Origin of the sequence: Pseudomonas koreensis, from assembly GCF_025447595.1 — a bacterium.
Taxonomy (GTDB): Bacteria; Pseudomonadota; Gammaproteobacteria; order Pseudomonadales; family Pseudomonadaceae; genus Aquipseudomonas; species Aquipseudomonas koreensis_H.
This window is the reverse complement of the sequence record NZ_JAOEJU010000028.1, coordinates 39,574-63,598: the sequence shown is the minus strand read 5'-3', so window position 1 is coordinate 63,598 and position 24,025 is coordinate 39,574. Positions and strand designations below refer to the sequence as shown.

At 61.2% G+C, this 24,025-nt stretch carries 24 protein-coding genes; 17 read left to right on the top strand and 7 right to left on the bottom strand.

Features of this window, described 5'->3' with window-relative positions:
- The 12 genes from N8H71_RS25420 (at window position 1) to relB (N8H71_RS25365) (ending at window position 8,083) form a co-directional block, all read left to right on the top strand.
- Window positions 1-546, top strand: coding sequence for a PilN domain-containing protein (locus N8H71_RS25420; RefSeq protein WP_262196114.1), 546 nt, complete (start codon window positions 1-3; stop codon window positions 544-546).
- Window positions 533-1,081, top strand: coding sequence for a type II secretion system protein M (locus N8H71_RS25415; RefSeq protein ID WP_262196113.1), 549 nt, complete (start codon window positions 533-535; stop codon window positions 1,079-1,081). Before N8H71_RS25420 ends, N8H71_RS25415 begins: the two co-directional genes overlap by 14 nt.
- The gene (locus N8H71_RS25410; protein WP_262196112.1) at window positions 1,081-1,599 is read left to right on the top strand and encodes a hypothetical protein; all 519 of its coding nucleotides are present in this window, start codon (window positions 1,081-1,083) and stop codon (window positions 1,597-1,599) included. Before N8H71_RS25415 ends, N8H71_RS25410 begins: the two co-directional genes overlap by 1 nt.
- Complete coding sequence (locus N8H71_RS25405) at window positions 1,596-3,446, top strand: secretin N-terminal domain-containing protein (RefSeq protein ID WP_262196111.1); 1,851 nt, start codon at window positions 1,596-1,598, stop codon at window positions 3,444-3,446. Before N8H71_RS25410 ends, N8H71_RS25405 begins: the two co-directional genes overlap by 4 nt.
- A gap of 2 nt (window positions 3,447-3,448) precedes the next feature.
- Window positions 3,449-3,922, top strand: coding sequence for a type II secretion system protein (locus N8H71_RS25400; protein WP_262196110.1), 474 nt, complete (start codon window positions 3,449-3,451; stop codon window positions 3,920-3,922).
- Window positions 3,923-3,927: 5 nt separating this feature from the next.
- On the top strand, window positions 3,928-4,302 hold the full coding sequence (locus N8H71_RS25395) for a type II secretion system protein (protein ID WP_085689036.1): 375 nt from the start codon (window positions 3,928-3,930) through the stop codon (window positions 4,300-4,302).
- On the top strand, window positions 4,277-4,816 hold the full coding sequence (locus tag N8H71_RS25390) for a type II secretion system protein (RefSeq protein WP_262196109.1): 540 nt from the start codon (window positions 4,277-4,279) through the stop codon (window positions 4,814-4,816). The genes N8H71_RS25395 and N8H71_RS25390 overlap by 26 nt, the downstream gene beginning before the upstream one ends.
- Entirely contained in the window at window positions 4,813-5,205 is a 393-nt protein-coding gene (gene csgE / locus N8H71_RS25385; RefSeq protein ID WP_262196108.1) for a curli production assembly/transport protein CsgE, read from the top strand. Before N8H71_RS25390 ends, csgE begins: the two co-directional genes overlap by 4 nt.
- The gene (locus tag N8H71_RS25380) at window positions 5,202-5,633 is read left to right on the top strand and encodes a curli assembly protein CsgF (RefSeq protein ID WP_262196107.1); all 432 of its coding nucleotides are present in this window, start codon (window positions 5,202-5,204) and stop codon (window positions 5,631-5,633) included. Before csgE ends, N8H71_RS25380 begins: the two co-directional genes overlap by 4 nt.
- Window positions 5,634-5,662: 29 nt before the next feature.
- Window positions 5,663-6,526 carry a CsgG/HfaB family protein gene (locus N8H71_RS25375; protein ID WP_262196106.1) on the top strand — a complete coding sequence of 288 codons (864 nt, stop codon included), beginning with the start codon at window positions 5,663-5,665 and terminating at the stop codon, window positions 6,524-6,526.
- Window positions 6,527-7,408: 882 nt separating this feature from the next.
- A complete protein-coding gene (locus tag N8H71_RS25370) occupies window positions 7,409-7,783 on the top strand; it encodes a DUF6124 family protein (protein WP_262196105.1) in 375 nt (124 codons plus the stop codon).
- A 72-nt stretch (window positions 7,784-7,855) separates the two neighbouring features.
- Window positions 7,856-8,083, top strand: a complete 228-nt coding sequence (gene relB, locus N8H71_RS25365; protein ID WP_262196104.1) for a type II toxin-antitoxin system RelB family antitoxin — start codon at window positions 7,856-7,858, stop codon at window positions 8,081-8,083.
- Between the two features lie 208 nt (window positions 8,084-8,291).
- On the opposite strand, the gene N8H71_RS25360 is transcribed toward relB (N8H71_RS25365), so the two are convergent.
- From N8H71_RS25360 to N8H71_RS25335, 6 genes are all read right to left on the bottom strand, one after another.
- On the bottom strand, window positions 8,292-8,561 hold the full coding sequence (locus N8H71_RS25360) for a type II toxin-antitoxin system RelE/ParE family toxin (RefSeq protein WP_179695643.1): 270 nt from the start codon (window positions 8,559-8,561) through the stop codon (window positions 8,292-8,294).
- The gene (gene relB, locus N8H71_RS25355; RefSeq protein WP_119429836.1) at window positions 8,551-8,757 is read right to left on the bottom strand and encodes a type II toxin-antitoxin system RelB family antitoxin; all 207 of its coding nucleotides are present in this window, start codon (window positions 8,755-8,757) and stop codon (window positions 8,551-8,553) included. The genes N8H71_RS25360 and relB (N8H71_RS25355) overlap by 11 nt, the downstream gene beginning before the upstream one ends.
- A 271-nt stretch (window positions 8,758-9,028) precedes the next feature.
- On the bottom strand, window positions 9,029-10,480 hold the full coding sequence (locus N8H71_RS25350; protein WP_262196103.1) for a curlin: 1,452 nt from the start codon (window positions 10,478-10,480) through the stop codon (window positions 9,029-9,031).
- 26 nt (window positions 10,481-10,506) lie between these two features.
- On the bottom strand, window positions 10,507-10,968 hold the full coding sequence (locus tag N8H71_RS25345; protein ID WP_262196102.1) for a curlin: 462 nt from the start codon (window positions 10,966-10,968) through the stop codon (window positions 10,507-10,509).
- 93 nt (window positions 10,969-11,061) lie between these two features.
- A complete protein-coding gene (locus N8H71_RS25340) occupies window positions 11,062-13,296 on the bottom strand; it encodes an Ig-like domain-containing protein (RefSeq protein WP_262196101.1) in 2,235 nt (744 codons plus the stop codon).
- 35 nt (window positions 13,297-13,331) lie between these two features.
- A complete protein-coding gene (locus N8H71_RS25335) occupies window positions 13,332-14,678 on the bottom strand; it encodes a hypothetical protein (protein ID WP_262196100.1) in 1,347 nt (448 codons plus the stop codon).
- A gap of 403 nt (window positions 14,679-15,081) precedes the next feature.
- Between N8H71_RS25335 and N8H71_RS25330 the strand changes: the two genes are divergently transcribed.
- The 5 genes from N8H71_RS25330 to N8H71_RS25310 all read left to right on the top strand — a co-directional run bounded on the left by N8H71_RS25330 (window position 15,082) and on the right by N8H71_RS25310 (window position 23,583).
- On the top strand, window positions 15,082-16,530 hold the full coding sequence (locus N8H71_RS25330) for a sensor histidine kinase (RefSeq protein WP_262196099.1): 1,449 nt from the start codon (window positions 15,082-15,084) through the stop codon (window positions 16,528-16,530).
- A 159-nt stretch (window positions 16,531-16,689) separates the two neighbouring features.
- A complete protein-coding gene (locus tag N8H71_RS25325) occupies window positions 16,690-19,497 on the top strand; it encodes a multicopper oxidase domain-containing protein (protein ID WP_262196098.1) in 2,808 nt (935 codons plus the stop codon).
- A 17-nt stretch (window positions 19,498-19,514) separates the two neighbouring features.
- Complete coding sequence (locus N8H71_RS25320; RefSeq protein ID WP_262196097.1) at window positions 19,515-20,585, top strand: SCO family protein; 1,071 nt, start codon at window positions 19,515-19,517, stop codon at window positions 20,583-20,585.
- 105 nt (window positions 20,586-20,690) lie between these two features.
- Window positions 20,691-22,184 carry a sensor histidine kinase gene (locus N8H71_RS25315; protein WP_262196096.1) on the top strand — a complete coding sequence of 498 codons (1,494 nt, stop codon included), beginning with the start codon at window positions 20,691-20,693 and terminating at the stop codon, window positions 22,182-22,184.
- Window positions 22,153-23,583, top strand: coding sequence for a sigma-54-dependent transcriptional regulator (locus N8H71_RS25310; RefSeq protein WP_262196095.1), 1,431 nt, complete (start codon window positions 22,153-22,155; stop codon window positions 23,581-23,583). Before N8H71_RS25315 ends, N8H71_RS25310 begins: the two co-directional genes overlap by 32 nt.
- Here the strand turns inward: N8H71_RS25310 and N8H71_RS25305 are convergent.
- Window positions 23,574-23,942, bottom strand: a complete 369-nt coding sequence (locus tag N8H71_RS25305) for a hypothetical protein (protein ID WP_262196094.1) — start codon at window positions 23,940-23,942, stop codon at window positions 23,574-23,576. The genes N8H71_RS25310 and N8H71_RS25305 overlap by 10 nt on opposite strands.
- Window positions 23,943-24,025 lie beyond the last annotated feature (83 nt).

Below are 24,025 nucleotides of genomic sequence, written 5' to 3'. Positions count from 1 at the left end.
ATGCGCGCCTTGAACCTCGACTTCCAGCCTCGTCCACGTTCCGGCCCGCTGGGCTGGAGCCTGCTCGGCGGCGGTGTGTTGCTCGCGCTGGTGTGCTTCGGCGTTCAGCAGCACCTCGGCGATCAGGCCGAACAACAGCAGGGTCACTTGCAGCACACCCAGCGTCAGCTCACCGGCGACAGTGGCGCCAAGACCAGTCTGAGCCCGGCTGAAACCCGCGAACAGGCGCAAAACCTCGCCGAAATGCGCAAGGTCTCGCAGCAACTGCGTCGCCCCTGGGAGCGCCTGTTCGCTATGCTCGAAGCCATGCCGCGCGACGACATTGCCTTGCTGACCCTGACCCCGGATGCACGCAAGGGCCAGGTGCGGATCAGCGCCGAGGCGCGGGATCTGCAAGCGATGCTGGATTTTCACAAAGGGCTGGAAGCCAGCGACGAGCTCTCCGACGTATCGCTGCTGAGCCACGAGATCGTCGTCAAATCGCCGGAACAACCGGTGCAATTCACGCTGTCGGCGACCTGGGAGATGGGCGATGCGAATCCCTAGACTGATCGTTCACGAGTACCTGCAAGGTCTCGGTGTTCCTGGCCTGGCCGGGCTGGCACTGCTGATCGCGGCATTGGTCTGGGCACTGGGCGGTTTGTTGCCGGGTTGGCAATCGCTGCAGCAGCTGAGTCAGCAAACCCAGGAAGCTACCGAGTATCTGGCCAAGGTCGAGGACGGCAGCATTGCGCCGCCGGTAGTGCCACAGCGTCAGCTCGATGACTTTCGCAACAAGCTGCCGGCCCAGCCGCAAGCCACCGTCGCCATCGACCGCATCTACGCCTTGGCCGCGCAGGAACACATCACCCTGGCGCGTGGTGAATACGCCCTCGGCGTCGATCCCAAGACCCATCTGGCGCGTTACCAGATCCTGCTCCCGGTGCGCGGCAGCTATCCGCAACTGCGCCGCTTCCTCCACGCCTTGCTCGGCCAGTTGCCGGCCGTGGTGGTGGAAGACCTCGAATTGCAACGCAAGAAGATTGCCGACACCGACCTCAACGGCCGGATCCGTATGACCCTCTACCTGTCGAGGTCGTGATGAACACCAAGCGCGTAACCGGCTGGGTAGCGTTCTTCGGCGTGGCGGCGGCGCTGGCCTGGTTGCCGGAGTATTTCTCGCCGGGCGATGAGTCGGATTCGACCGAGGTCGCTGTCGTGAGCCCGTCGAAAGCCACCGCCCGTGGTGCCTTGCCGGCCAGCAGCGCTAAAACCAGTGCTGCGCCGATCAAGGACCTGAGCCCGGCCGGCGACCTGTTCGCAAGCAAATCCTGGAGGGCCGCGCCGACCCTGGCCACGGTCACCGAACAAGCTGTCAACCCGACCCCGGTGGTGCAAGCCCCGAGCCTGCCACCGGTGCCGTTCCAGTTCGTCGGCAGGCTGCATGACCGCAGCGACCTGCAAGTGTTTTTGCAGGACGGCGAGAAAATCTACGTCGTGCGCAACGGGGATGTAATCGACAACACCTGGAAGATCGCGGCGATTTCCGATGTGGAACTGAGCCTGGTCTACCTGCCTTTGCATTTGTCGCAGACCTTGTCTGTGGGGAGTACGCAATGAACAGATCCCGTTTGCTGATGAGCCTCGGCCTGTGCGCCGGGCTGGCCGCGTGCAGTTCCGCGCAGGTCGCCAACAAGGAGGCTTCCGACCTGATCGAGCAGGGGCAGTACGAGGCGGGCCTGGCCCGGATCGAAGAAGGCTTGCGGGAGAATCCTCGCGACACCGAGCTGCATCTTTTGCTTAACAGCGGCCGGGCCAAGGCCATTACCGCGCTGCTGACCTCCGGCGACACCGATCGCTCGCGGCGCGACTTTGCTTCGGCGCGTACCGCCTACAACCGCGTGCTGACCATCGAGCCCAACAACCGCCGCGCCCAGGACGCACTGCGCCAGCTCGAATACCTGCGCAGCATGGACGAAAAGATCGAACTGGCCCGTGGCGACCTGCGTCGGGGTGACATCTACGGCGCCGACCGTCAGGTGAAACAGGTACTCGAACTCGACCCGACCAACGAAGGCGCGCTGGAGCTGCAAGGCAATATTCGTCTGGTGCAGAGCCGTAACGTCATCCAGTACCCGCAACTGCGCACCCGGCTCGACCGCCCGGTGACCCTGGAGTTTCGCGACGCCAACCTCAAGACCATTTTCGAAGTGCTGTCGCAGGTCGCCGGCCTGAACTTCATCTTCGACAAGGACCTGCGCCCGGACATGAAAGCCACGATCTTCGTGCGCGATGTGCGCATCGAAGATGCCGTGCAACTGCTGCTGCAACAGAACCAGTTGCATCAGAAAGTGGTGAACGAAAACACCTTGCTGATCTACCCGGACTCGCCGCAGAAGCTCAAGGACTATCAAGAGCTGGTGATGCGCACGTTCTACCTGACCAGCATCGACGCCAACACCGCGCTGAACATGATCAAGACCATGCTCAAGACCCGCGATGTGTTCGTCGACGAACGCCTCAATACCCTGACCATGCGCGACACCGAAGACGCGATCCGCATGGCCGAAAAGCTTCTGCAATCGCAGGACCAATCCAATCCGGAAGTGGTGCTGGAAGTGGAAGTGATGGAGGTCGCCACCCAGCGCATTCTTGACCTGGGCCTGCAATGGCCGAACACCTTCGGCGTGGTCAACAGCGACGGTTCGGCGGTGACCATCCTCGATCAACTCAAGGGCATCGACTCCAGCCGCATCTCGATCTCGCCGTCGCCGCAAGCCAAGATCAATGCCCAGGACAACGACATCAACACCCTGGCCAGCCCGGTGATCCGTGTCAGCAACCGTGAACAGGCGCGCATCCACATCGGTCAGCGGGTGCCGATCATCAGTGCCACCTCGGTGCCGTCCACGCAAGGCCCGGTGATCACCGAAAGCGTCACCTACCTCGACGTCGGTCTGAAGCTCGAAGTGCAGCCGACCGTGCACCTGAACAACGAAGTGGCGATCAAGATTGCTCTGGAAGTGAGTAACGCCACGCCGCTGGAGCCTACCCGCCAGGGCACGATCCCGGTGCAGGTCGACACCCGCAACGCCCAGACCTCACTGCGCCTGCATGACGGCGAAACCCAGATCCTCGCCGGCCTGATGCGCAACGACCACGGCGCCACCGGCAACAAGATTCCGGGCCTCGGCGACATTCCGGGACTGGGCCGGTTGTTCGGCAGCAACAAGGACACCATCGGCAAATCGGAACTGGTGCTGTCGATCACCCCACGGATCGTACGCAACCTGCCTTATCAGAGTCCGTCGGACATGGAATTCCCGACCGGTACCGAAACCAGCATGCACATCCAGGCACCGAATCGTTCGCTGCAGTCTTCGTCGAGCCCGGCCCCGTCGGTACAGCCTCGCGCCGTCGGTGAAGCGGCTGTGGCAACCACACACGTCACCATCGAGAAGCCTTGATCATGAACGCCTCGCAACGCGGTTTTACCTTGATCGAAGTCGTGGTGACGCTGGCCCTGATCGGCCTGCTGGCCGGCATGGCCGCGCCGCTGACCGAGACCCTGGTACGGCGTGGCAAGGAGCAGGAACTGCGCACCGCGCTGTATCAGATTCGCGATGGCATCGACGCCTACAAGCGTGCCTTCGATGCCGGTTACATCGAGAAATCCCTGAACAGCACTGGTTATCCGCCGAACCTCAAAGTGCTGGTCGAAGGTGTACGCGATGTGCGCAGCGCCAAAGGTGCGAAGTTCTACTTTCTGCGCCGGATACCGCGGGATCCGCTGGTGCCGGCCAAACGCGACGACGACGGTGGCTGGGGGCTGCGCGCCTACAACAGTTCGGCCCAGAACCCGCGCGATGGCGAGGACGTATTCGACGTCTACTCCCACGCCAAGGGCCGTGGTCTCAACGGCATCGCTTACCGCGAGTGGTGACTCTCATGCGCCGGGAAAAAGGTTTTACCTTGCTGGAGCTGATGGTGGTGATGGCGATCATCGCGACCCTGATGACCATCGCCTTGCCGCGCTACTTCAACAGCCTCGAAACCTCGAAAGAGACCACGTTGCACCAGAGTCTGTCGGCCATGCGCGAGGCGCTGGACCATTACTACGGCGACACCGGGCGTTATCCCGATTCGATCGAGCAACTGGTCGAGATGCGTTATCTGCGCAATGCGCCAGTAGATCCGATCACCGAGCGCAGCGATCAATGGGTACTGATCGCACCGCCGGACGGCGTGGCGGGCGGCGTCGCGGACATCAAGAGCGGAGCTACCGGGAGGGCGCGTGATGGCAGCCAGTATTCCGAGTGGTAAGCGCGCGGAGCAGGGTGGGTTCACCTACCTGGGCGTGCTGTTCCTGATCGTGATCATGGGCATGGGCCTGGCGAGTGCCGGCGAGTTGTGGTCGACCGTGTCGCGGCGTGATCGCGAGAAGCAATTGCTCTGGGTCGGCACTCAATACGCCCAGGCCTTGCGCAGCTACTACCGCAGTTCGCCAGGGCTGGCGCAGTACCCGAAAGAACTGGTGGACCTGCTCGATGACGAGCGTTTCCCCGAGGCGCGTCACCATATCCGCCAGCTCTATCCGGACCCGATCGGTGGCGGTGAGTGGGCACTGCAACGCGGCTTCGACGGGCGCATCACCGGCATCAACAGTCCGTCGACCGAGTTGCCTTTGAAGCAGGCGGACTTCCCGGCGCAGTGGTCGGATTTCGAAGGCATGCAGCGTTATTCGGACTGGCAGTTCGTGGCCGAGAAAGCCTTCCTTGACGGCACCAATGGCCCGGCCAAAGGCCAGTCGGCCCTGCCGCAGGCATTGCAGCCATGAACGGAAAATGGTGGTGCGCGTTGATCCTCTCGCTGGCGGCGTCCTGCGCCATCGCCGGTGAGGAAGACGAAATGATGGGTTTCATCGTCGACGACACCATCTCGCACATCGGCCACGACTTTTACTACTCGTTCAGCGAACGGTTGCGCGACACCAGCCCGATGGATTTCAACCTGGTGGTGCGCGAGCGCCCCGATGCGCGCTGGGGGAGCCTTGTGACCGTGGAATATCAACAACGCCTGGTGTATCGGCGCTTCCTGCCGCCGAACACCGTGGAACTGAAGGACGAGGCTTACGAGGCCGCCGACTCGGTTCGACTGGAGGTCGTCCGGCGCAAGCTGGAAGCCTTGTTGCAGGACACCACCGACCTTGAGAAGGACGAACTATGAACACGACAACGTTCTCACGGCGCAGCGGATTCTGGATCTCGGGTTTTCTGATCGGGCTTGCCAGCGCTGCGGCCGTCCAGGCCACCGAACTGGTCTACACGCCGGTCAACCCGTCGTTCGGCGGTAACCCGCTCAACGGCACGTGGCTGCTCAACAACGCCCAGGCGCAAAACGATTACGACGATCCGGACCTGAAGAAGCGTACGACTGTGGCCGGCACTTCGGCGCTCGAACGTTTCACCAGCCAATTGCAGTCGCGGTTGCTAGGGCAACTGCTGGACAACATCTCCACCGGCAACACGGGGAGCCTGTCCACCGACGCTTTTATCGTCAACGTCGTCGACGACTCGGGGGCACTCACCATTGAAGTGACCGACCGAGCGAGCGGTGAAGTTTCTGAAATTCAGGTGAACGGCCTCAACCCATGACGGGATGACGGTTCCGGGGAGTGATGGATATGAAAAAAATAATAGCGCTAGGGCTGATGTTGGCAGCATTACAAGGGTGCAGTCTGCGCGAGCCGATGCCGGCCGAGCAGGACACCAAGACCCCGACCCTGACCCCCAGGGCCTCGACCTACTACGATTTGCTGAACATGCCACGACCCAAGGGCCGGTTGATGGCGGTGGTGTATGGCTTCCGTGACCAGACCGGGCAGTACAAGCCGACGCCGGCCAGCTCGTTTTCCACCAGTGTCACCCAGGGCGCGGCGTCGATGTTGATGGACGCGATGCAGGCCAGCGGCTGGTTTGTGGTGCTCGAACGTGAAGGGCTGCAGAACCTGTTGACCGAGCGCAAGATCATTCGTGCCTCGCAGAAGAAGCCGAATACGCCGGTGAATATCCAGGGTGAGCTGCCACCGTTGCAGGCGGCGAACATGATGCTTGAGGGCGGGATCATCGCTTACGACACCAACGTGCGTAGCGGTGGGGAAGGGGCGCGGTATCTGGGGATCGATATTTCCCGGGAGTACCGGGTTGACCAGGTGACCGTGAACCTGCGTGCGGTGGATGTGCGTAGCGGGCAGGTGCTGGCGAATGTGATGACCAGCAAGACGATTTATTCGGTGGCGCGCAGTGCGGGGATTTTCAAGTTTATCGAGTTCAAGAAGTTGCTCGAGGCTGAGGTGGGTTATACGACTAATGAGCCGGCGCAGTTGTGTGTGCTTTCGGCGATTGAGGCGGCGGTGGGGCATATGGTGGCGCAGGGGATCGAGCGGCGGTTGTGGCAGGTGGCGGGGGATAGTTCTACGCCTTCGCAGGATGATGTGTTGAATCGGTATTTGACTCAGAACAAGGTGGTGGATCCGGAGGCTGAGTGAACTTGGCGGCCTTTGGGCCGACCAGGTTCCTTTGGGGTTTTGGGTACATATCCGTTGCTGCGGTAACGGCTTCTTATGGTTTCGCCCTTACGGCGACTCCCTTTGGCAAACGCCCCAAAGGAAGCAAAGGTCTGGGCCCCGGCGTTCGGCCCCTCGCTGGGGCTCGGGGTTCCTTCGCTCCGGGATTCATCCGGGGGCATCGCCTCCGGTTTGCTTCGCTGCACCTCCTCTCGATGTGTTTGGCTTCGCCAAACGGTCGCTGCGCTCCCACCCCCGGATAAATCCCTCCACTCAGCCTTCCGAAGGGGCCGGCACGTCAAGAGCGGTACTCGAGCTAACGCTCATTGTGTTGAGTGGTGAGAAGCAAAAGCTGGAGCTTGGTTGTTTGGCTCCTGCTTTTCTGTGGGAGCGAGCTTGCTCGCGATGGCGGCCTGACAGCCGACCGATCACTTTCGGCTGTACGTGAGCCTTGTGCGGTAGCGAGCGTCCGCACCCGATTGATCGTTCCCACGCTCCGCGTGGGAATGCAGCCGGGGACGCTCCGCGTTCCATTCTCGAATGTTTAAAAGTTGTTTCGGTTTTGCCGATCCTTCCCACAAGGTTTTCAGGTTGTCCGTCGGAAGCGCGGGCTCTAGCCTGTTTCGGTCGCTGCCAATTCAGCGATCGGGATTGGAAACCCGACGAGAACCGAGCGCACAAGCGCTTTTCATAACGTATGCTTGCGCACCTTAAAAAGTGTGCACTCCGTTATGGCGGCTGTGCGCGGGAGACCTTCGGGTCAACCGGGTTCTCCGTTCCCCGGGTTTCCAGCCTGCGTACAGCTGCCACCCCTTCGTTCGGAAACCGAATGGGGCAGCTTCATTTCAGGATCGGAGATTCACCATGTTCAAACCAACGCCAAACCCACCCGAAGCCACTCTCGAAACCGACCCAACCTCCCCATACACCTCCGTCAACTCGAAGAAACTCCACGAAGCCGCCGAACGCGCCCTCGATCATTACCTCTGCCCCGGCGCTCACATCATGGGCAGCGTCAACGAACCCGCCCCGATGTACCTCGCCAACCCGGCCTACAACACCGAATGCCTGCTCGCCAACGCCAGCGAATCCCTGGGCTCGGCCAGCGAAATGCTCAACAACTTCGCCGCCACCCTCGATCCCGCCCACCGCAAAACCGCCCTGGGCATCGCACAGATCCTCATGCTGGGTGAACTGGCCGTAAATCAGGCCTTGGATCACGTTGAACTGAAGGACTGATCCAGCACATCCCCAATAAAAAACGCGGCCCAGCAATGGGGTCGCGTTTTTCACATTCCAACTGGAGCCACCATGGATCCCCAAATATCCCCAATCGTTTCAGACTTCGAAAGCGAAGATCAGGCCGCCAGCTACGACCGCTGGTTCCGTGCCGAAGTCCAAGCGTCAATCGATGACCCGCGTCCAAATATCCCGCATGAGCAAGTGATGGCTGAAATACAGGCATTGATGGAAGAGGTGCAACGCAAGTACGAGGCACTTCAGGCGTCGAACAAGGACTGCACCGCAGCACCAGATTGATCGTTCCTAGGCTCTGCGTGGGAATGCAGCCCCTGACGCTCAGCGTCAAATTCGCGAGCTGGAACGCGGTGCGTCCCTTGAGGCATTTCCAGAGTCGGTTCGACGTGGGAACGATCAACGACTCAAGCACCAGCGAAAAAAAACGCCCCCAAAAGGGAGCGCATTTTTTGCTTCAGTGGGGTTATTCATTCTGTGACCGAGCGCCACATCACGGATATTCCTGACGTGCGTGCACAACGCCCAGAATATTTATCCGGCCCACCGCTTGGTAAATAAGCAGGTAGTTGGGATGTACGACCATCTCACGAGTGCCGGGAGTTCGCCCCACTCGATAGAGGTGTGGATGTTTGGTAAGGGTAACCGTGGCGGCTTCGATAGCGTTTGAAAGCTTGTTAGCCGCTTTGAAATTCCGGTCACTGATGTAGTCAAGAATGTGCAGGAGTTCAGCCCGAGCTTCGGGCTGCCACTCAACCTGCATCGTATTTTTTACGCTTTGCTTCCATCAGGGCATGCATTTCGGCCATCACCTGATCATTAGGAATACTCGGACGTGGGTCATTCATGGAAGCTTGTATTTTGGCGATCAACCAACGGTCATAACTCGCAGCCTGTTCCTCAGGATCAAGATCCGAAACAACCGGGCACAGTGGGTCGATCAAAGACGGGTCGATCATGGAACCTCCGGGTTGGGTGCCTGGAAGTCTATTCGTTAACGGTATCGCTGTCGTCGCTGTCTGGATGAATTGCATGTAGGCCAAGCTCCATGGGGATCAAGTTGTCCCGGCAAATCCTAGAGCCTGCACTTCCGACGGCCAACCGCCAGAATTCGTCAGAAAACTCCCTGAATTTCTGAAAACGTTCCGTTTTCCGTAGGACGTCACTCAAGCGCCAGCGCAAAAAAAAACCGCGACCTTCACCAGGTCGCGGTTTTCCAACACCCAACGCTTACTGCTGCAAAACCGTCGCCTGGTTAGCCGACCCGAACTGTTGAATGTTCGCGGTCTGGGTCATCCCGCTCTGATCCACATTGGCAATGTTCCCCGTGCCGCCCTGGGTCACGTACGCCACGTTCATGGTGTCAGCCTGTTTCACGGTGATCATGTTGTCGTTGCCGTACAGCTGTGCGGTATACGCCTGGTTGCCGGTGCCCGATTGATCGAATTCGGCACTGTTGCCCGAGCCGTTCGACGAGCCCTGAATCAGGTTGGTAGTGCCGCGCTGATCGGCGATGAGGATGTTGTCGCTGCCGTTCTGGTCGAAGTACAGCTCGTTGTAGGAATCAGCCTGACTGACGGTGGTTTTGTTGCCGGTGCCGGTCTGGTTGGTGGTCATGATGTGGCCGATGCCGTCCTGTTTGAAGCTGGCGATGTTGCCGTTGCCGGCCTGGGTGACGGTGGCGCGCTGGTTGCTGCCGAACTGGCCGCCCAGTTGCGGGCCTTTCCAGTTGCTGGCGTAGACCTTGTTGTTGTCACCCGCCGAGGTGGCATTGAGCACGTGGCCGTCGCCGTTCTGGTAGGTGAAGTGCACGTTGCCGTTGCCGACTTGATACAGCGCAAGCGTCGAGTTGACCGATTCGAACTGGTCGGCGTAGATGGCGTTGGTGTTGCCGACCTGGGTGACGGCGGCGGTGTTGTTTTCGCCGAAGCTTTGGTCGACCACGGTTTCGTTGCTGTCGCCGTACTGGTTGACAGTGGCCTGGCTGGCCAGTTGCGAGTCTTGCCAGATTTCGGTGCCGTTGAGGTTGCCGAACTGGTTGATGGTGATGTTGCCGCCGGTGCCGTTGCGCTGGTCGCCGTAGGCGTAGTTGGTTGCGCCGGCCTGGTTGATGCCGATCTGGCCGCCGTTGTGCAGTACCTGTTCGGCGGTGCCGTAGTTGGCGGTGCCGTATTGGGTGATCACCGAACTGTTGCCAGTGCCTTCGTACAGTTGCTCGATGTTGGCTTCGTTGCTGTCGCCGAACTGGAAGGTCTTGCCTTCGCTGCCGTTCTGCGAGTCCTGGTAGACGAACGAGAAGTTGCCGGTGCCTTGCTGTTGTTGCAGGGCCTGGTTGCCGGCGCCGAAGCCGAGGGACTGGCTGGCGTGGGCGGTGTTGAAGGCGCCGGTCTGTTGCTGGGTGATGGTGCTGTTGTCTTCGAACAGCTGTTCGGCGTAACCGGCGTTGTAGTCGCCGACGGCGTCCTGGGTGATGACGCTGGTGGCGGTGTCCTGCACGGCGGCGGCGTTGTTGCCTTCCCCCAGTTGGGTCTGGGTGGCGGTGCTGAACGGGGCTTGGGTCTGTTTCACATCGGCGATGTTGGCAGTCCCGAACTGGTTCTGGGTTGAAACACTGTCATCGGCCATGGCCTGGGCACTGATCATGACCAGGATCGCGGCGGTGAGGGGCGTCAGTTTGAACATGATGAACTCTCCAAGGTTGCAGGGCTTTAGCGGTATTGCTTGACCGAGACGCTCATTCCGTTGCCCGACTGGGTCACGGCGCTCTGCAGCCCCGTGCCGGCCTGCTCGATGCTGGCGTCGTTGTTGTTGCCGTTTTGCGAAATCTGCGCGCGGTTGTGGCTGCCGTTTTGTGTGATGGATGCGGCGTTGCCGGAACCATTTTGCGTGATCAAGGCCATCAGGTCGCTGCCTTGTTGCAGGATGTACGCCTCCTGATTGCTGCCCGACTGCACGATCCGCCCGAGCAGCGACTGACCGTTTTGTTCAAGCAAGGCCACGTTGACCTGGCCGTTCTGGTCGATCAGCGCTTGCTGGCCCACCGGGGCCGGCAGTTCACCGAGGTCGGTGGAGGGCGCCAGGTCATCGTTTTCCATCAGGTCGTCGGCGCGCACGCCTGCACTGCCGCAAAAGGCGAGCAGGCAAAGCAGGGCGGCGGTCGGCGTGTTCATGGCGTTGTCCTGTGTTGTCCTGAATCCGAAATCCGGCCTGAGCGGGCCCCACCCACGCCGCATCGAACGGTGTGGGGTGAGTGGGGCGTGGGCTCAGAGGGTGGTTACCGACACCGTGCGCACGGTGCCTTGGGACGAACGGATGGTGGCGGTCGGATTAGCCGATGGCACTACCGTCGTGTTGTTCAGCGTCAGCCGCCAGCGCCCGGTGACCGGCACCGTGGTTGTACCCAGCGTGACCAGCCCGGTCGGGGTGGTGACTTGCACGGTGATGGTGTTGCCGGTAGTCACTGACGAGGTGCCGGTGAAGTCCCAGTTGAAGCGTCCACCCGAGCGCGCTTGCACCGTTGAAGCGGTAATGGTGAAGGTTTCCGCCGCTGGCCGTGGCGACACCTGCACCGTGACCGTCGCCGGCGCCGACTGGGCGTTGAAGCTGTCCCGGGCGATGTAGGTGAAGGTCGTGGTAAAGGCCGTGGTCACGGTGGCCGGTGGGGTGTAGGTGATCACCGTGCCGTCAGTGCTGACTGTGCCGCGTCCTGCCGGCGGTTGGGTCAGGCTGGCGACGCCCAGCGGTGTGTTGCCTTCCGGATCGGTGTCGTTGGCCAGCACGTTGATCGGGATCGCGACACCCAGGGTGGCGACGCTGTCGGCGACGGCGGTCGGTGGCCGGTTAGGCGCAACGCTGATCGTCACGGTCGCCGGGTTCACCGAGGCCAGACCTTTGCTGTCCTGGGCCTTGTAGGTGAAGGTTGTGGTCAGCGGCGCGTTCACTACGGCTGGCGGGGTGTAGACCACCGATGTGGTGCCGTTCAGGGCAACGGTGCCCTGGCCCGCAGCCGGTTGAGTCAGCGCAGTGATGGTCAGCGGTACGTTGCCGTCCGGGTCGCTGTCGTTGGTCAACAGACTGAGGGTGATCGGCACGCCGAAGCTGGTGCTGCCGGTGTCGGCGACGGACAACGGCGCCTGGTTTTCACCGGTGTCAGGCGCGGTGCCGACGACTACGACCGCCTCGGTATCGCTGCCGCCGGCAGCGGATTTCACTGTAACGGTGGCGGGTGGTTGGGTCAGGTCGGCGACGGTGATGCGTTGCAGGGTGCCGGATTTCGAAAGCCGTCCGTAGCCCTGCGCAACCATGTCTGGCACGGCGACCTCGTCGGTCGAGGTGGCCTCGATCAGCAGGCTGTGGTTGGCCCAGCTGTAGCGCGCGGTCTGGATTTTCACCACGTCGGTGAGCTTGGCCGAGACGGCCGTCGGACGGGTGGTGCCGGCCGGGTTGGTCGCGGTCACGACCACCACCGACGGCAGGGTTCCATTGCCCAGACGCTGGCCGAAGAACAACCCGTTGTTGTCACCCAGCAGACTGGTCTGGCAAGGCGTCGGTGGCGGGCCGGGCAGCAGCGCCAGGGTTTCGCGGAAGCACAGGGTCGAGCTGGTGTCGGCCTTGGCAAACACTTCGGCGCGTACCCCGGCCGAAGTCCGGCGATAGGTAGCACGGTCGATGGCGACATGGGTTTGCTGACGGTTGTCTAGCACCTTGCCGGCAACGGTGAACAGATTGGTCTGAATCGAGCCAACGCCGGAAGGACCATCGATCCGCACGAAGTTGGTGTTGAACGGGCTGCCAGTCACCGCTTCGGTGAGGTTCGGGTCGCCGACGAAGGTCTCGATACCGCCGGTGTCCGGGTTCACTTCGGTGTACGGGCCGTTGATGCTGCGCAGGAATGGCCCGATGGCGCCGTTGAGCGCACCGCTGAAGTTGCCCGGCGCGCCGATGCCGATGTCTTTGGTGATGTTGATCGCACGTCGGCCGGGGGTGGTGACATTCACCGTTTCCACACCATAGGGGTGGGTGATGGTGTAGGTGCCGGCCACGGGTACGTTCACCCGGATGCGGATCCGCGCGAAGCTTTGCTGATCGCCATCCACCGGGTTTTCCGAGGCGAACGCCGCTTCGATCCCGGCCACATAGGCGTCCATGCCGAATCCGGCGCCATTGTTGGCAATGTTGGTTTCAGCCAGGAACCAGAAGGCTTCCGGTGGCCAGTTGTCGGGGAACACCATCGGCAGGGTGTCATCGAAGATGCCCGGTTCCGGCAGCAGGGTGCACATGTACGCCGGCGGGGTGCTGACCGGTACTCGCGAGCTCGCGGCGCGCGACTGGCAGAGCTCCATCGACAGCTGGTTGTTGTCCTGATACCACATCGGGAATTTCCCGGTGGCGAAGGTGTAGGGACCGGGATCGACAGCGGCCAGTTGCGCGAACGCACTGCCGGTCAGCGAGATTGTCAGCCCGAGCGCGTTGAGCGCAAAGCGTGGCCACTTGTTCATGATGCCTCCTGATGCGGATCTGGGCATGTGAGCGTTCATTGCACGATGACCACTTCTTCGATATCGCTGCCGCCGTTGGACGACGTCACCCGAACCCTGGCCGGTGGAATCGGCGAGATGCCGGTCGTCAGGGTTTTCACCGCGCCGTCGCCGCCCAGGGCGCCGATGGCGGCGCCGCCGTCGGACGTGACGGTGAGCACCGGTGGCGAGGTTTCGTCACTGGTCGACGCGATCACGGTCAATTGCCCGGAGTTCAGGCTGTACTCGGCGCGCTGGATCACCACCAGGTCAGTCAGGTTCATGGGCAGTGTGGTCGGCGAGCTGGTGGCGATGGCCAGGTGGTTGTCGGCGGTCACTTGCAGCACGGTCGGCAAGGTCGGGTTGACCGACGATTGCGCATACCAGCTGCCGGTGCTGTCGGCTTCTTTCATGTTCACCACCGGGGTGCTGCTGGTGATGGCGGCTGTGCCGGGCGCTGGCGGTGCTTTGACGAATACGTCTTGTTGGGCAACCGGTGCGCTGTCGCCGGGTTTGCGCGAGTAGGTGCTGCGCTCGGTGATCAGTGGTGTTGGTCGAACCACGGTCGACAACTTGCCGGACACAGCGAACGTGGTGGTGCGCAGATCAATGCCGCCAGGGCCTTCGATACGCACGAAGTTTGTATTGAACGGGCTGCCGGTCACGGCCTCGTTGAGGTTCGGGTCGCCGACAAACTGCTCGGCCGCACCGGTCACCGGGTTGGTCTCGGTGTACGGGCCGTTGACGCTGCGCAGGAACGGGCCGATGTCACCCTTGAGCGCGCCGTCGTAGGTTTTCGGGGTGCCGATGCCGATGTCGCGGGTCATGTTGATCGCGCGCCGGCCGGGGGTGTCAATGTTGAACACGTCGACGCCGTACGGGTGGGTGATGACGTAGGTGCCGGCGGTGGGGACATCCACCCTGATCCGGATACGCGCGAAGCTGACCTGATCACCCTCGACCGGTTCCTCTGCGGCGAACGCGGCTTCGACGGCGCTGACGTAGGTCAGATCGATTCCGCGAGCGGCGTCGACGATGGTGGTTTCGCCGGTAAACCAGAACGCTTCATCGGGAAAGTTGGTCGGGAAGACGATCGGCTGCGCGTCGTCGAACACGCCGGGAGTCGGCAGCAGCGAGCACATGTACGACGGGGCGCCCGGTGTGCTTGGCACGCGGGAGCTGAGTGCTTTGGACAGGCACAGATCCAGCGTGCGACCGTGGGTGTCCTGATACCAGCTGGCGAAACCGCCGTTGGCCGGTGTGTAGGGACCTGGGTCGACGGCGAACAGAGCGGCCTGGGCAATGCCCTGGGCCAGAGCGCTCACGACCAGCACGGTCGCGGTTTTGGACAGTAAAGGGTGCATGAGTAAATCCCTCTATCGAAGTACCTGCCCCTTGGGGTTGGGTCAGTTGCAGCAGGCCTTTACAACTTCCATACCAACGACGTATCAACAGGCAGCAAAGGCCCGTGGCACAAGGGTTCGAGGCTGGGTGCGAGGGAAAGGACGAAGGTCCGGATAGGGCGACTGTCCCCAGCATTGGGGATTGTGGGGATCAATCCGCAAACCCGAACTGTGGGAGCGAGCCTGCTCGCGATGAGGTCGGCACACTTAACATTACCTGGGCAGACACACCGTCATCGCGAGCAGGCTCGCTCCCACAGGGTTTTGTGGATATCCGGGGGGGGGGCGGATGGGGCACCCGCATCCGGGCAAACCCCCAACCGTGGGCTATAACCCTATAGGGACGTATCGGGAAGTCGCCGCCATGAACATGCAGTCAGAATCGCTACCAATCGAGGAGGGCAGCCTGCGGCTGAACTCGCGCAAGCAGCCGTTCAATCTGTTGCGCTGGTTTTCATTGATCAGCATGGCGGTGATCGGCACTGTGGCTGTGGCGCTCGGCACCGTGTCGACCCGGTTCGTGATCGAGGAAAGTGTGCAGCGCGACGCGCTGCTGACCGCGCAGTTCATCCAGGCCATTGCGGCGGCAGAGGTGCGCCATGTGTCGATCCCCAATGTCCGCACCATGGGCGAGTTGCTCGATCCGCGCCAGGACAAGGACTTTCCCGACGTCGATCCGGCGGCCCGCGCCAGCGCCCGAGGCGAATTTCTCGATCACATCGAACATTTGCCCGACGTGATTCTCGCCAATATCTATGCGCCGGATCGTTTGGTGATCTGGTCGACCAACCCGGCGCTGACCGGCACCCGCATTCACGCCGATGATGACCTTGATCGTGCATTCAATGAAAAAATCCCGGTGTCGGCCAGCTACCACGACGTCGACAAAGGGCGCGAAGAACAGAAATTCGTGGTGCCACCCGAATACATTTTCATCGAGAACTACATCCCGCTGTTCGATGCCGAGGGCAAGAATGTCACGGCGATGGTCGAAATCTACAAAGAACCCAAAGACCTGATCACCCGGATGGAGCGGGGGCTGGCGCTGATCTGGCTGGCGACGGCGCTGGGTGGCGGACTGATTTATCTGGGGTTGTACTGGATCGTGCGGCGGGCGGCGATTTTGCTGGCGGCGCAGCAAAAACAGCTGATCGCCAACGAAACCTACGTAGCGCTCGGGGAAATGTCCTCGGCAGTCGCCCACAGCCTGCGCAATCCGCTGGCGACGATCCGCTCCAGCGCCGAGCTGGCGCTGGAGTTCGATGCAGGGCCGGCGCACAAGAACATCAATGACATCATCGGTCAGGTCGACCGCATGTCGAAGTGGGTGCGGGAGCTGCTGCAATCGCTGCGCCCGCTCAATGACGAGCCGGAACCGGTGAATCTGGTCGCGGCACTGCACGACAGCCTGATGGCGTTCGAACAACAGATTGCCAAAGCCGGCGTACACGTTGTGTTTCATCCCCAGCAGACGCCGATGGTGCTCAGCCAGCAGGTGCAACTTACCCAGATTCTCAACAGCTTGCTGGCCAATGCTCTGGAAGCCATGGACAAAGGAGGAACGTTGACGGTCAGCCTCGAACCACAGGACAACCGTCGTGTGAGTGTGATGCTCAGCGACACCGGCAAGGGCATGAATGAAGAGCAGCGCAGCATGGCCTTCCGGCCGTTCTTCACCACCAAACAGGGTGGACTTGGGGTTGGGCTGGTATTGGTCAAGCGGATCATGGAGCGCTTCGGAGGCGCCGTGACGCTGGACAGTCGGGAAGGACAGGGAACTACCGTTCGTCTGGCGTTTCAGCTCATTCAGTAAATTGGGGTGAACTTTCCCCCAGCACTGGGTGTCAGGCCCCGGTCACCGGGGAGTGGGGAAACCAACAGCACTCCCAAGTCCTTGTAACAACTGGAAATGATTTTTTGGCGAGGTAATTGCAAAACACCATCACCCCTTCCTTAGATGAGGCGGCTGGTGATGGACAGAACAACGCGTTACCCCAACAAGTTATTTCTGCTGACGCCTTTGAGCGTCTTTCTGGCTTTGACCCTCGGCACCATGACCGTGGTTCGAGCGAGCCCGATCGATGACGAAAGCCAGCCGGAAACTTCCGACCCCTCGGCGTACTACGACGAACCGGCCGATGAGCCGGCGGCACTCAATGCCATTCTGACGATGCCCGAGGCCAACGAAGATTCCTTCGATTTGCCCGACGGGGTCAAAGGTACGCGCAACACGACGCGCACGGAAAACATCCTGCCGCCAGCCGCGCAAACCAGTTTCAACTACCCCACCAACGGCAAGCCGAGCCCGCTGTTCGGAGCGCTGCCGTTCACCCAGCAACTGGTTCTGTTCGAAGAGTTCGGCCCGGAAAAACTCGACCCGACCACGCCGGCCGCTCCACTGAGCTTCCCGCCAGCGGCCATCGGCCCGGCCCCGGCCCAGGACCCCAACAATGTCGCCCGCAGCGCACCGCCCGGCACGGCGCTGGATGCGTTTTTGCGTCAACCGGGACTGACACCATTCCCCAGTCAGTTTGCCAACGTGGTCGACCGCAACCCGTGGCAGGCGCAGATCGAACTGTTCCTCAACCGCCATATCGGTTCCTCTGCAGAAGGCCGGCCACCGGGAAAAGGCTGGGCCCATCAGCGCTGGAACGAGTTCTACCCGCAAGTCGCCTACAAGACCGTGCAAACCGGCGCACGGCTGAACGGCGGTCTGCGTGACAGCCGGCAGATGCACGGCTACGCCGTCGGTGAGTTCGGCCCGGGCGGGCTGTATCACAACGTGGCCGGGATTCCGGCGACCGATGGCACGGCAAAAGGTGTCGATCCACGCTTCCACCCGGCGATGCCGCCACAAGACCACAATTCGGTGTGGACCTTCGACGGCACGCTGCCGCCAAAACTGCTGATGGTGCGTTACGGCCAACCGGTGCTGATGCGTCATTACAACGGCTTGCCGATCGATCCATCGGCCAACCGTGGTTTCGGTCTGCACACCATCACCACCCACGAACACAACGGTCACGCGCCGGCGGAAAGTGACGGCTATGCCAACGCGTTCTTCTTTCCCGGCCAGTTCTACGACTATCGCTGGCCGATCCAGCTTGCCGGTTACGACAGCATCAACACCAAGGCCGAGGACCCACGCGCGGCATTCCCTTGCGCGCCGGGGGAAACCCTCTGGGTCAACGACCTGCAGCCTGCGAAAAAGACCTGCGACCACGGCACCATCAAGATTCGCGGCGACTGGCGCGAAACCATGAGCACTCACTGGTTCCACGATCACATGCTCGATTTCACCGCGCAGAACGTCTACAAGGGCAACGCGGCGATGATGAACTACTACAGCGCCCTGGACCGTGGCAACGAATCGGTGAACGATGGCGTCAACCTGCGTTTCCCCAGTGGCAGCGGCTTGCCGTGGGGCAACCGTGACTACGACGTCAACCTGGTGTTCGCCGACAAAGCGTGGGATCAGCAAGGTCAGTTGTGGTTCAACCCGTTCAACACCGACGGCTTCATTGGCGATCAAGTGTTGGTCAACTGGCAATGGAAACCGACCCTCGACGTGCGGGCACGCAGTTATCGCTTCCGCATCCTCAACGGTTCGGTGTCGCGTTACTTCAAGCTCGCGCTGGTGCGGGAAGTCAAAGGCACGGGCGGCGAGTTTCAGGGGCCGAAAAACTCCGGTGTGTCCTACAGCCGTGTGCCATTCCACATGATTGCCAACGACGGCAACATCATGGAACACAGCGTGCCGTTCGACGGCTCGATGGATCTGGATGCCGACGGCGACAAGCAGAACCACAACGCGATCCTGCCAACCCAGGGCATCGCCGAGCGCTTCGACATCATCGTCAACTTCGCGAAAAACGGCATCAAGCCGGGGGACAAGCTGTTCTTCGTCAACCTCCAGGCGCAAGACGATGGCAAAGGCCCGAAAGAGGTGATTCCGCTGGCCGATGTGCTCTCGGAGAAATACCTGCCGGTGATCAAGCAGACCAGCAAGGGGCCGCAATGGGACAAGGGTGACCCGGTGGTGGGCAAGGTCCTGCAACTCAACGTCAAGGCGTTCACTGGCCAGGATCTGGCCATGGATCCGGCAGCCTACGAACCGGCCAAACCGGGCAAGGCTGAAGGCAAGGTGATGATCCCGCTGAAGATCCACCGCGACAACGCTGCCGACAAGGCGCTGCTGGCCAAGGCGCTGCACCGGACCTTCATCTTCGGCCGCTCCGACGGCACCGATGAAGCGCCGTGGACGATCAAGACCGATGGTGGTTTTGGCTTCCACATGGACCCACGCCGGTTGAATGCCTCGACCAAACTGGCAAGCGGCCCGACCGACGCCGGGGTCAGCGGCATCGGCACCTTGGAAGTGTGGAACATCAAGGCCGGCGGCAAAGGCTGGAGCCATCCGGTACACGTGCACTTCGAGGAAGGGATCATTCTCAGCCGTGGCGGCAAGGCACCACCAGAGTGGGAAAAATGGGCGCGCAAGGACGTCTATCGCATCGGTTCGGAAGCCGACGGGCTGGACAGCGTCGAGATGGCAATCAACTTCCGCGAGTTTGCCGGGACCTACATGGAGCATTGTCACAACACCCAGCATGAGGACAACTCGATGCTGCTGCGTTGGGACCTCGAGAAACCCGGGCAACTGCAGTTGATGCCGACACCGCTGCCGAGCTGGGATGGCGTGCGCTACGTGAACTCTGCCGCGCTGCCAACCTTCCGCACTGGCGATGGCTTTGGCCCGCAAGTGGTCGTGAAACCATGAGCAGGGAGGGAGCCGACATGACACAGCCAACGCCGCGCTCCCGCGCCCTGGGCATGCATTTGATCCTGGTGCTGGTCACCTGCCTGCTCGGCAGTCAGGTGCTCATCGCCCATCAGGCGCAGCCCGAAGGCGCCAGCGAATCCGCCACCCCGTGGGGTGGCGACTATTTCCCCAACACCCTGCTGACCGACCAGGACGGTCGGCAGGTGCGTTTTTTCGATGACCTGATCAAGGACAAGGTGGTGGTGATCAATTTCATCTTCACCTCGTGCAGCGATTCTTGCCCGCTGGAAACCGCGCGCCTGCGCCAGGTGCAGAAACTGCTGGGGGATCGGGTCGGGCAGGACATCTTTTTCTACTCGATCAGTATTGATCCGCTGAGCGATACCCCCGAAGTGCTCAAGGCCTACGCGCAACGCTTCAAGGTCGGTCCCGGCTGGAAATTCCTCACCGGCGAATTCGAAGACGTCACCGACTTGCGCAAGAAACTCGGGCTGTTCATTGAGGGCGTCGATAACGGTCGCACCAAGGATCACAACCTGAGCCTGATCGTCGGCAACCAGAGCACCGGGCGCTGGATGAAGGCCTCGCCGTTCGAGAACCCGTGGATCCTCGCCGATCAGCTAGCAAATACGCTGCAGAACTGGAAGCAGCCGAGCGTCGAAGAAAGCTATGCCAATGCCCCGGAAATTCGCCCGCCGAGCAACGGTGAGGAACTGTTTCGGACGCGTTGCGCCTCCTGCCACAGCCTCGGCCCGCAGGATGGCGAAGGTATCGGCATGCGCAACATCGGCCCGGATCTGATCGGTGTGACCCGACAGCGTGATCCGGCTTGGCTCAATCGCTGGATTCGCGAGCCTGATCGTGTGCTGGCGGAAAAGGATCCGATTGCGCTGCAACTGTTCGAGCAATACGAGCGGATTCCGATGCCCAATTTGCGTCTGGACGAGCAGTCGGCGCAGTCGATCATCGACTTTCTGAGTGCTGAAACCGAACGCCAGCGTCCGTCCGCGCAACCCTTGGCCGACGGGGCTTTGACGCCAGAAACAGCAGGTTCTGCGAGTGAAACAATCAGCCGGATGCAGTAGCGGCTAAATAGCATCATCGAGCCGTATGTCACGCCGAATGCCACCTACACTGTTTCGTGTAACGGCTGTAAGCGGCCCGATACAAAAAAACGCCAGGGCATACCCATGCAACCATTGGACGAACAAAAACTACCGGCGCCGAACGCAGCGTTGGCCGTTATCAAAAGCTGGGGTGGACAGTTCAATCTGCTGCGCTGGTTTTCCCTGGCGAGCTTTTTCATCATCGCGGCCGTGGCGCTGGGGCTGGGCTATATCTCTACACGCTTTGTGGTCACCGAAAGCGTTGAACGCGATGCATTGCTGACCGCGCAATTCGTCCAGGCCATCGGCGATGCAGAGATGCGCCACGCCGGCATCACGCCAGAACGCACCATGGGCGAGATGCTCGATCCGCGGCAGGACAACAACTATCCGGATGTCGATCCGTTGGCCCATGTCTCGGCCCGCGCCGAATTTCTCGATCATGTCGAACACTTGCCGGACATCCTGCTGGCGACGGTCTATGCGCTCGATCGCACGGTGATCTGGTCGACTAATCCGGAACTGATCGGCGCGAAGTTCGAGGACGACGATGAGCTGGATGAGTCATTCGAGCTGAAAGTGTCGGTGTCCTCCAGCTACCACAAAATCGATGACGAGAAACCTGAGCAGCAACTGTCGCGCGAACCCAAATACCTGTTCATCGAGAACTACATCCCGATGTTCAACGCCGATAAGAGCAAGGTCGTTGCGATGGTCGAGATCTACAAGGAACCGGCGGATCTGGTCGAGCGAATCGATCGCGGATTCGCTTCGATCTGGGCCGCGACGATTCTGGGTGGCGCGGCCATTTATCTGGGACTGTTCTGGATTGTGCGGCGCGCCTCGACGCTGCTGCAAAGCCAGCAACAACAGCTGATCAGCAACGAAACCTTTGTGGCTTTGGGTGAAATGTCCTCGGCGGTCGCGCACAGCCTGCGCAACCCGCTCGCGACCATCCGCTCCAGCGCCGAACTGGCCCAGGAAGTGGCCAATCAAGGCGCGCAACGCAATATCGGCGACATCATCAGTCAGGTCGATCGCATGTCGCGCTGGGTTCGTGAGTTGCTGGTGTCGCTGCGCCCGATGAACGATGACGGCGAGGCGGTCGATCTGTGTGCGGCAGTCGAAGACACGCTTGGCGCTTTCGACGCGCTGATTCGGCGCAACGGCGTCGAAGTACGATTTACCCCGCAAAATTGTCCGCCGGTCGTCAGTCAAAAGGTGCTGCTGACGCAAATACTCAATAGCCTGTTTGCCAATGCCCTGGAAGCGATGCCCAAGGGTGGTGTGCTGAGTGTCGACATTGAAACACCGCAGACCGGACAGGTGCGTGTGACCTTGGGTGACACCGGTAAAGGCATGAGCGCGCAGCAACAACAACTGGTGTTCAAACCGTTTTTCACCACCAAGCAGGGCGGTCTCGGCGTCGGCCTGGCGTTGGTCAAAAGAATCATGGAGCGTTTTCAGGGCTCGGTCGTGCTGACCAGCCGCGAGCAGGAAGGAACCCGCGTCAGTCTCAATTTTAGAGTGGCATCGGGAGGGGAATATGGAACACAGCATTCTGCTGGTCGAGGATGACGAACTGCTGGCCGAGAATATCCAGACCTACCTTGAGCGCAAAGACTTCGAGGTGACGGTCTGCCACTCGGCCGAGGACGCGTTGGAGCAATTGGGCCGCTTCAATCCGGACGTGGTACTGACCGACAACTCGCTGCCGGGCATGAGCGGTCACGACCTGATCCAGAAGCTGCGCATCAGCGCGCCGGATCTGAAAGTCATCATGATGACCGGCTACGGCAACGTTGAAGACGCGGTGGTCGCGATGAAAGAGGGCGCCTTTCATTACGTCACCAAACCGGTCGCATTGCCCGAGCTCAAGCTGTTGCTGGACAAAGCGTTGGCGACTGAAAAAATGGAGCGCACGCTGTCGTTCTATCAGGAGCGCGAGGCGCAGAAATCCGGCGTCCAGGCACTGATCGGCGAGTCGGCCCCGATGCAGTATCTGAAAAACACCATTGGCCAGTTGCTCGAAGCCGAGCGGCGCATGGCCAGCGGTGACCTTCCACCGGTGCTGGTGGAGGGCGAGACCGGTACCGGCAAGGAACTGGTGGCGCGTGCGCTGCACTTCGACGGCCCGCGCAGCAAAGGTCCGTTCATTGAATTCAACTGTGCGTCGATTCCCTCCAACCTGGTGGAGTCGGAGCTGTTCGGCCACGAGAAAGGCGCGTTCACCGACGCCAAGGATCGCCGGGTCGGTCTGGTGGAAGCCGCCGACGGCGGTACGTTGTTTCTCGACGAAATCGGTGAAATGGACCTGATCCTGCAGGCCAAGCTGCTCAAGCTGCTGGAGGATCGCACCATTCGCCGGGTCGGTTCGGTGAAGGAACGCAAGGTCAACCTGCGGGTGATCAGCGCCACCAATTGCAACCTTGAGCAGATGGTCCAGCAGGGCAAATTCCGCCGCGACCTGTTCTTCCGTCTGCGGATCATCTCGATCAAGGTTCCGCGCCTGTACGCCCGTGGCGATGACATCCTGCTGCTGGCCCGGCACTTCCTCGCCAGTCACGGCAAACGCTACGGCAAACCGAACCTGCATTTCAGCGATCAGGCCGAAGAACTACTGCTCAGCTACACCTGGCCGGGCAACGTGCGCGAGTTGCGCAACATGCTCGAACAGACTGTGCTGCTGGCGCCGGGCGACACCATCGCTGCGCACCAGTTGAACGTGTGCATGAGCCTGTGCGACGAGTTGCCACCGCAGCTTCAGCATGAAGTGCCGCACTTCGACAATCGCCCGGCGAGCAACACCGAGTCGATGAACCTGCCGGAGGTCGAGCGCGACATGGTGCGCAAGATGCTCGACAAGACCGACTGGAACGTCACCAAATCGGCGCGCCTGCTGGGCTTGAGCCGCGACATGCTGCGCTATCGCATCGAAAAACTCGGCCTGGCCCGCCCGGACAAACGTCAGTGGTAAACGGCGTTGCTGCGTGGATTCGGCTGGCTCAGGCATTCGAGCACGCACGTCGGGTCCAGCACTTCGTCGTTGACGTAGATGCCGCGCTCGGCATCGTAGGTGCGGATAAATACCCGGACCGTGGCGTCGGCTACGGTGGGCAGTTGCGAATCATGGAACACGTGGCGATCCGGGATCACGATGAAGTCCTGAGGCGGCGTGTCATCGAACGGCCGGGGCGGCTGGGCGGACAGCGACGGCGGAGCAGGGTGGGCAAAAGGCTGGTCCGACCCGTAGTAGTTGAAGTTGCTGTCCAGCGCTTGCGCTTGCGTGGCGGCGAGCAGGCAGGCGGACAACAGCAGTCGATTGAACATTCCCATGGCAGCACCTGTGGAAGCGGATTTCCCCAAGGCTATTAACTATAGCTGCCCGCGCTGCAGGCGTTGGTGCAGGCGCTGGTGCA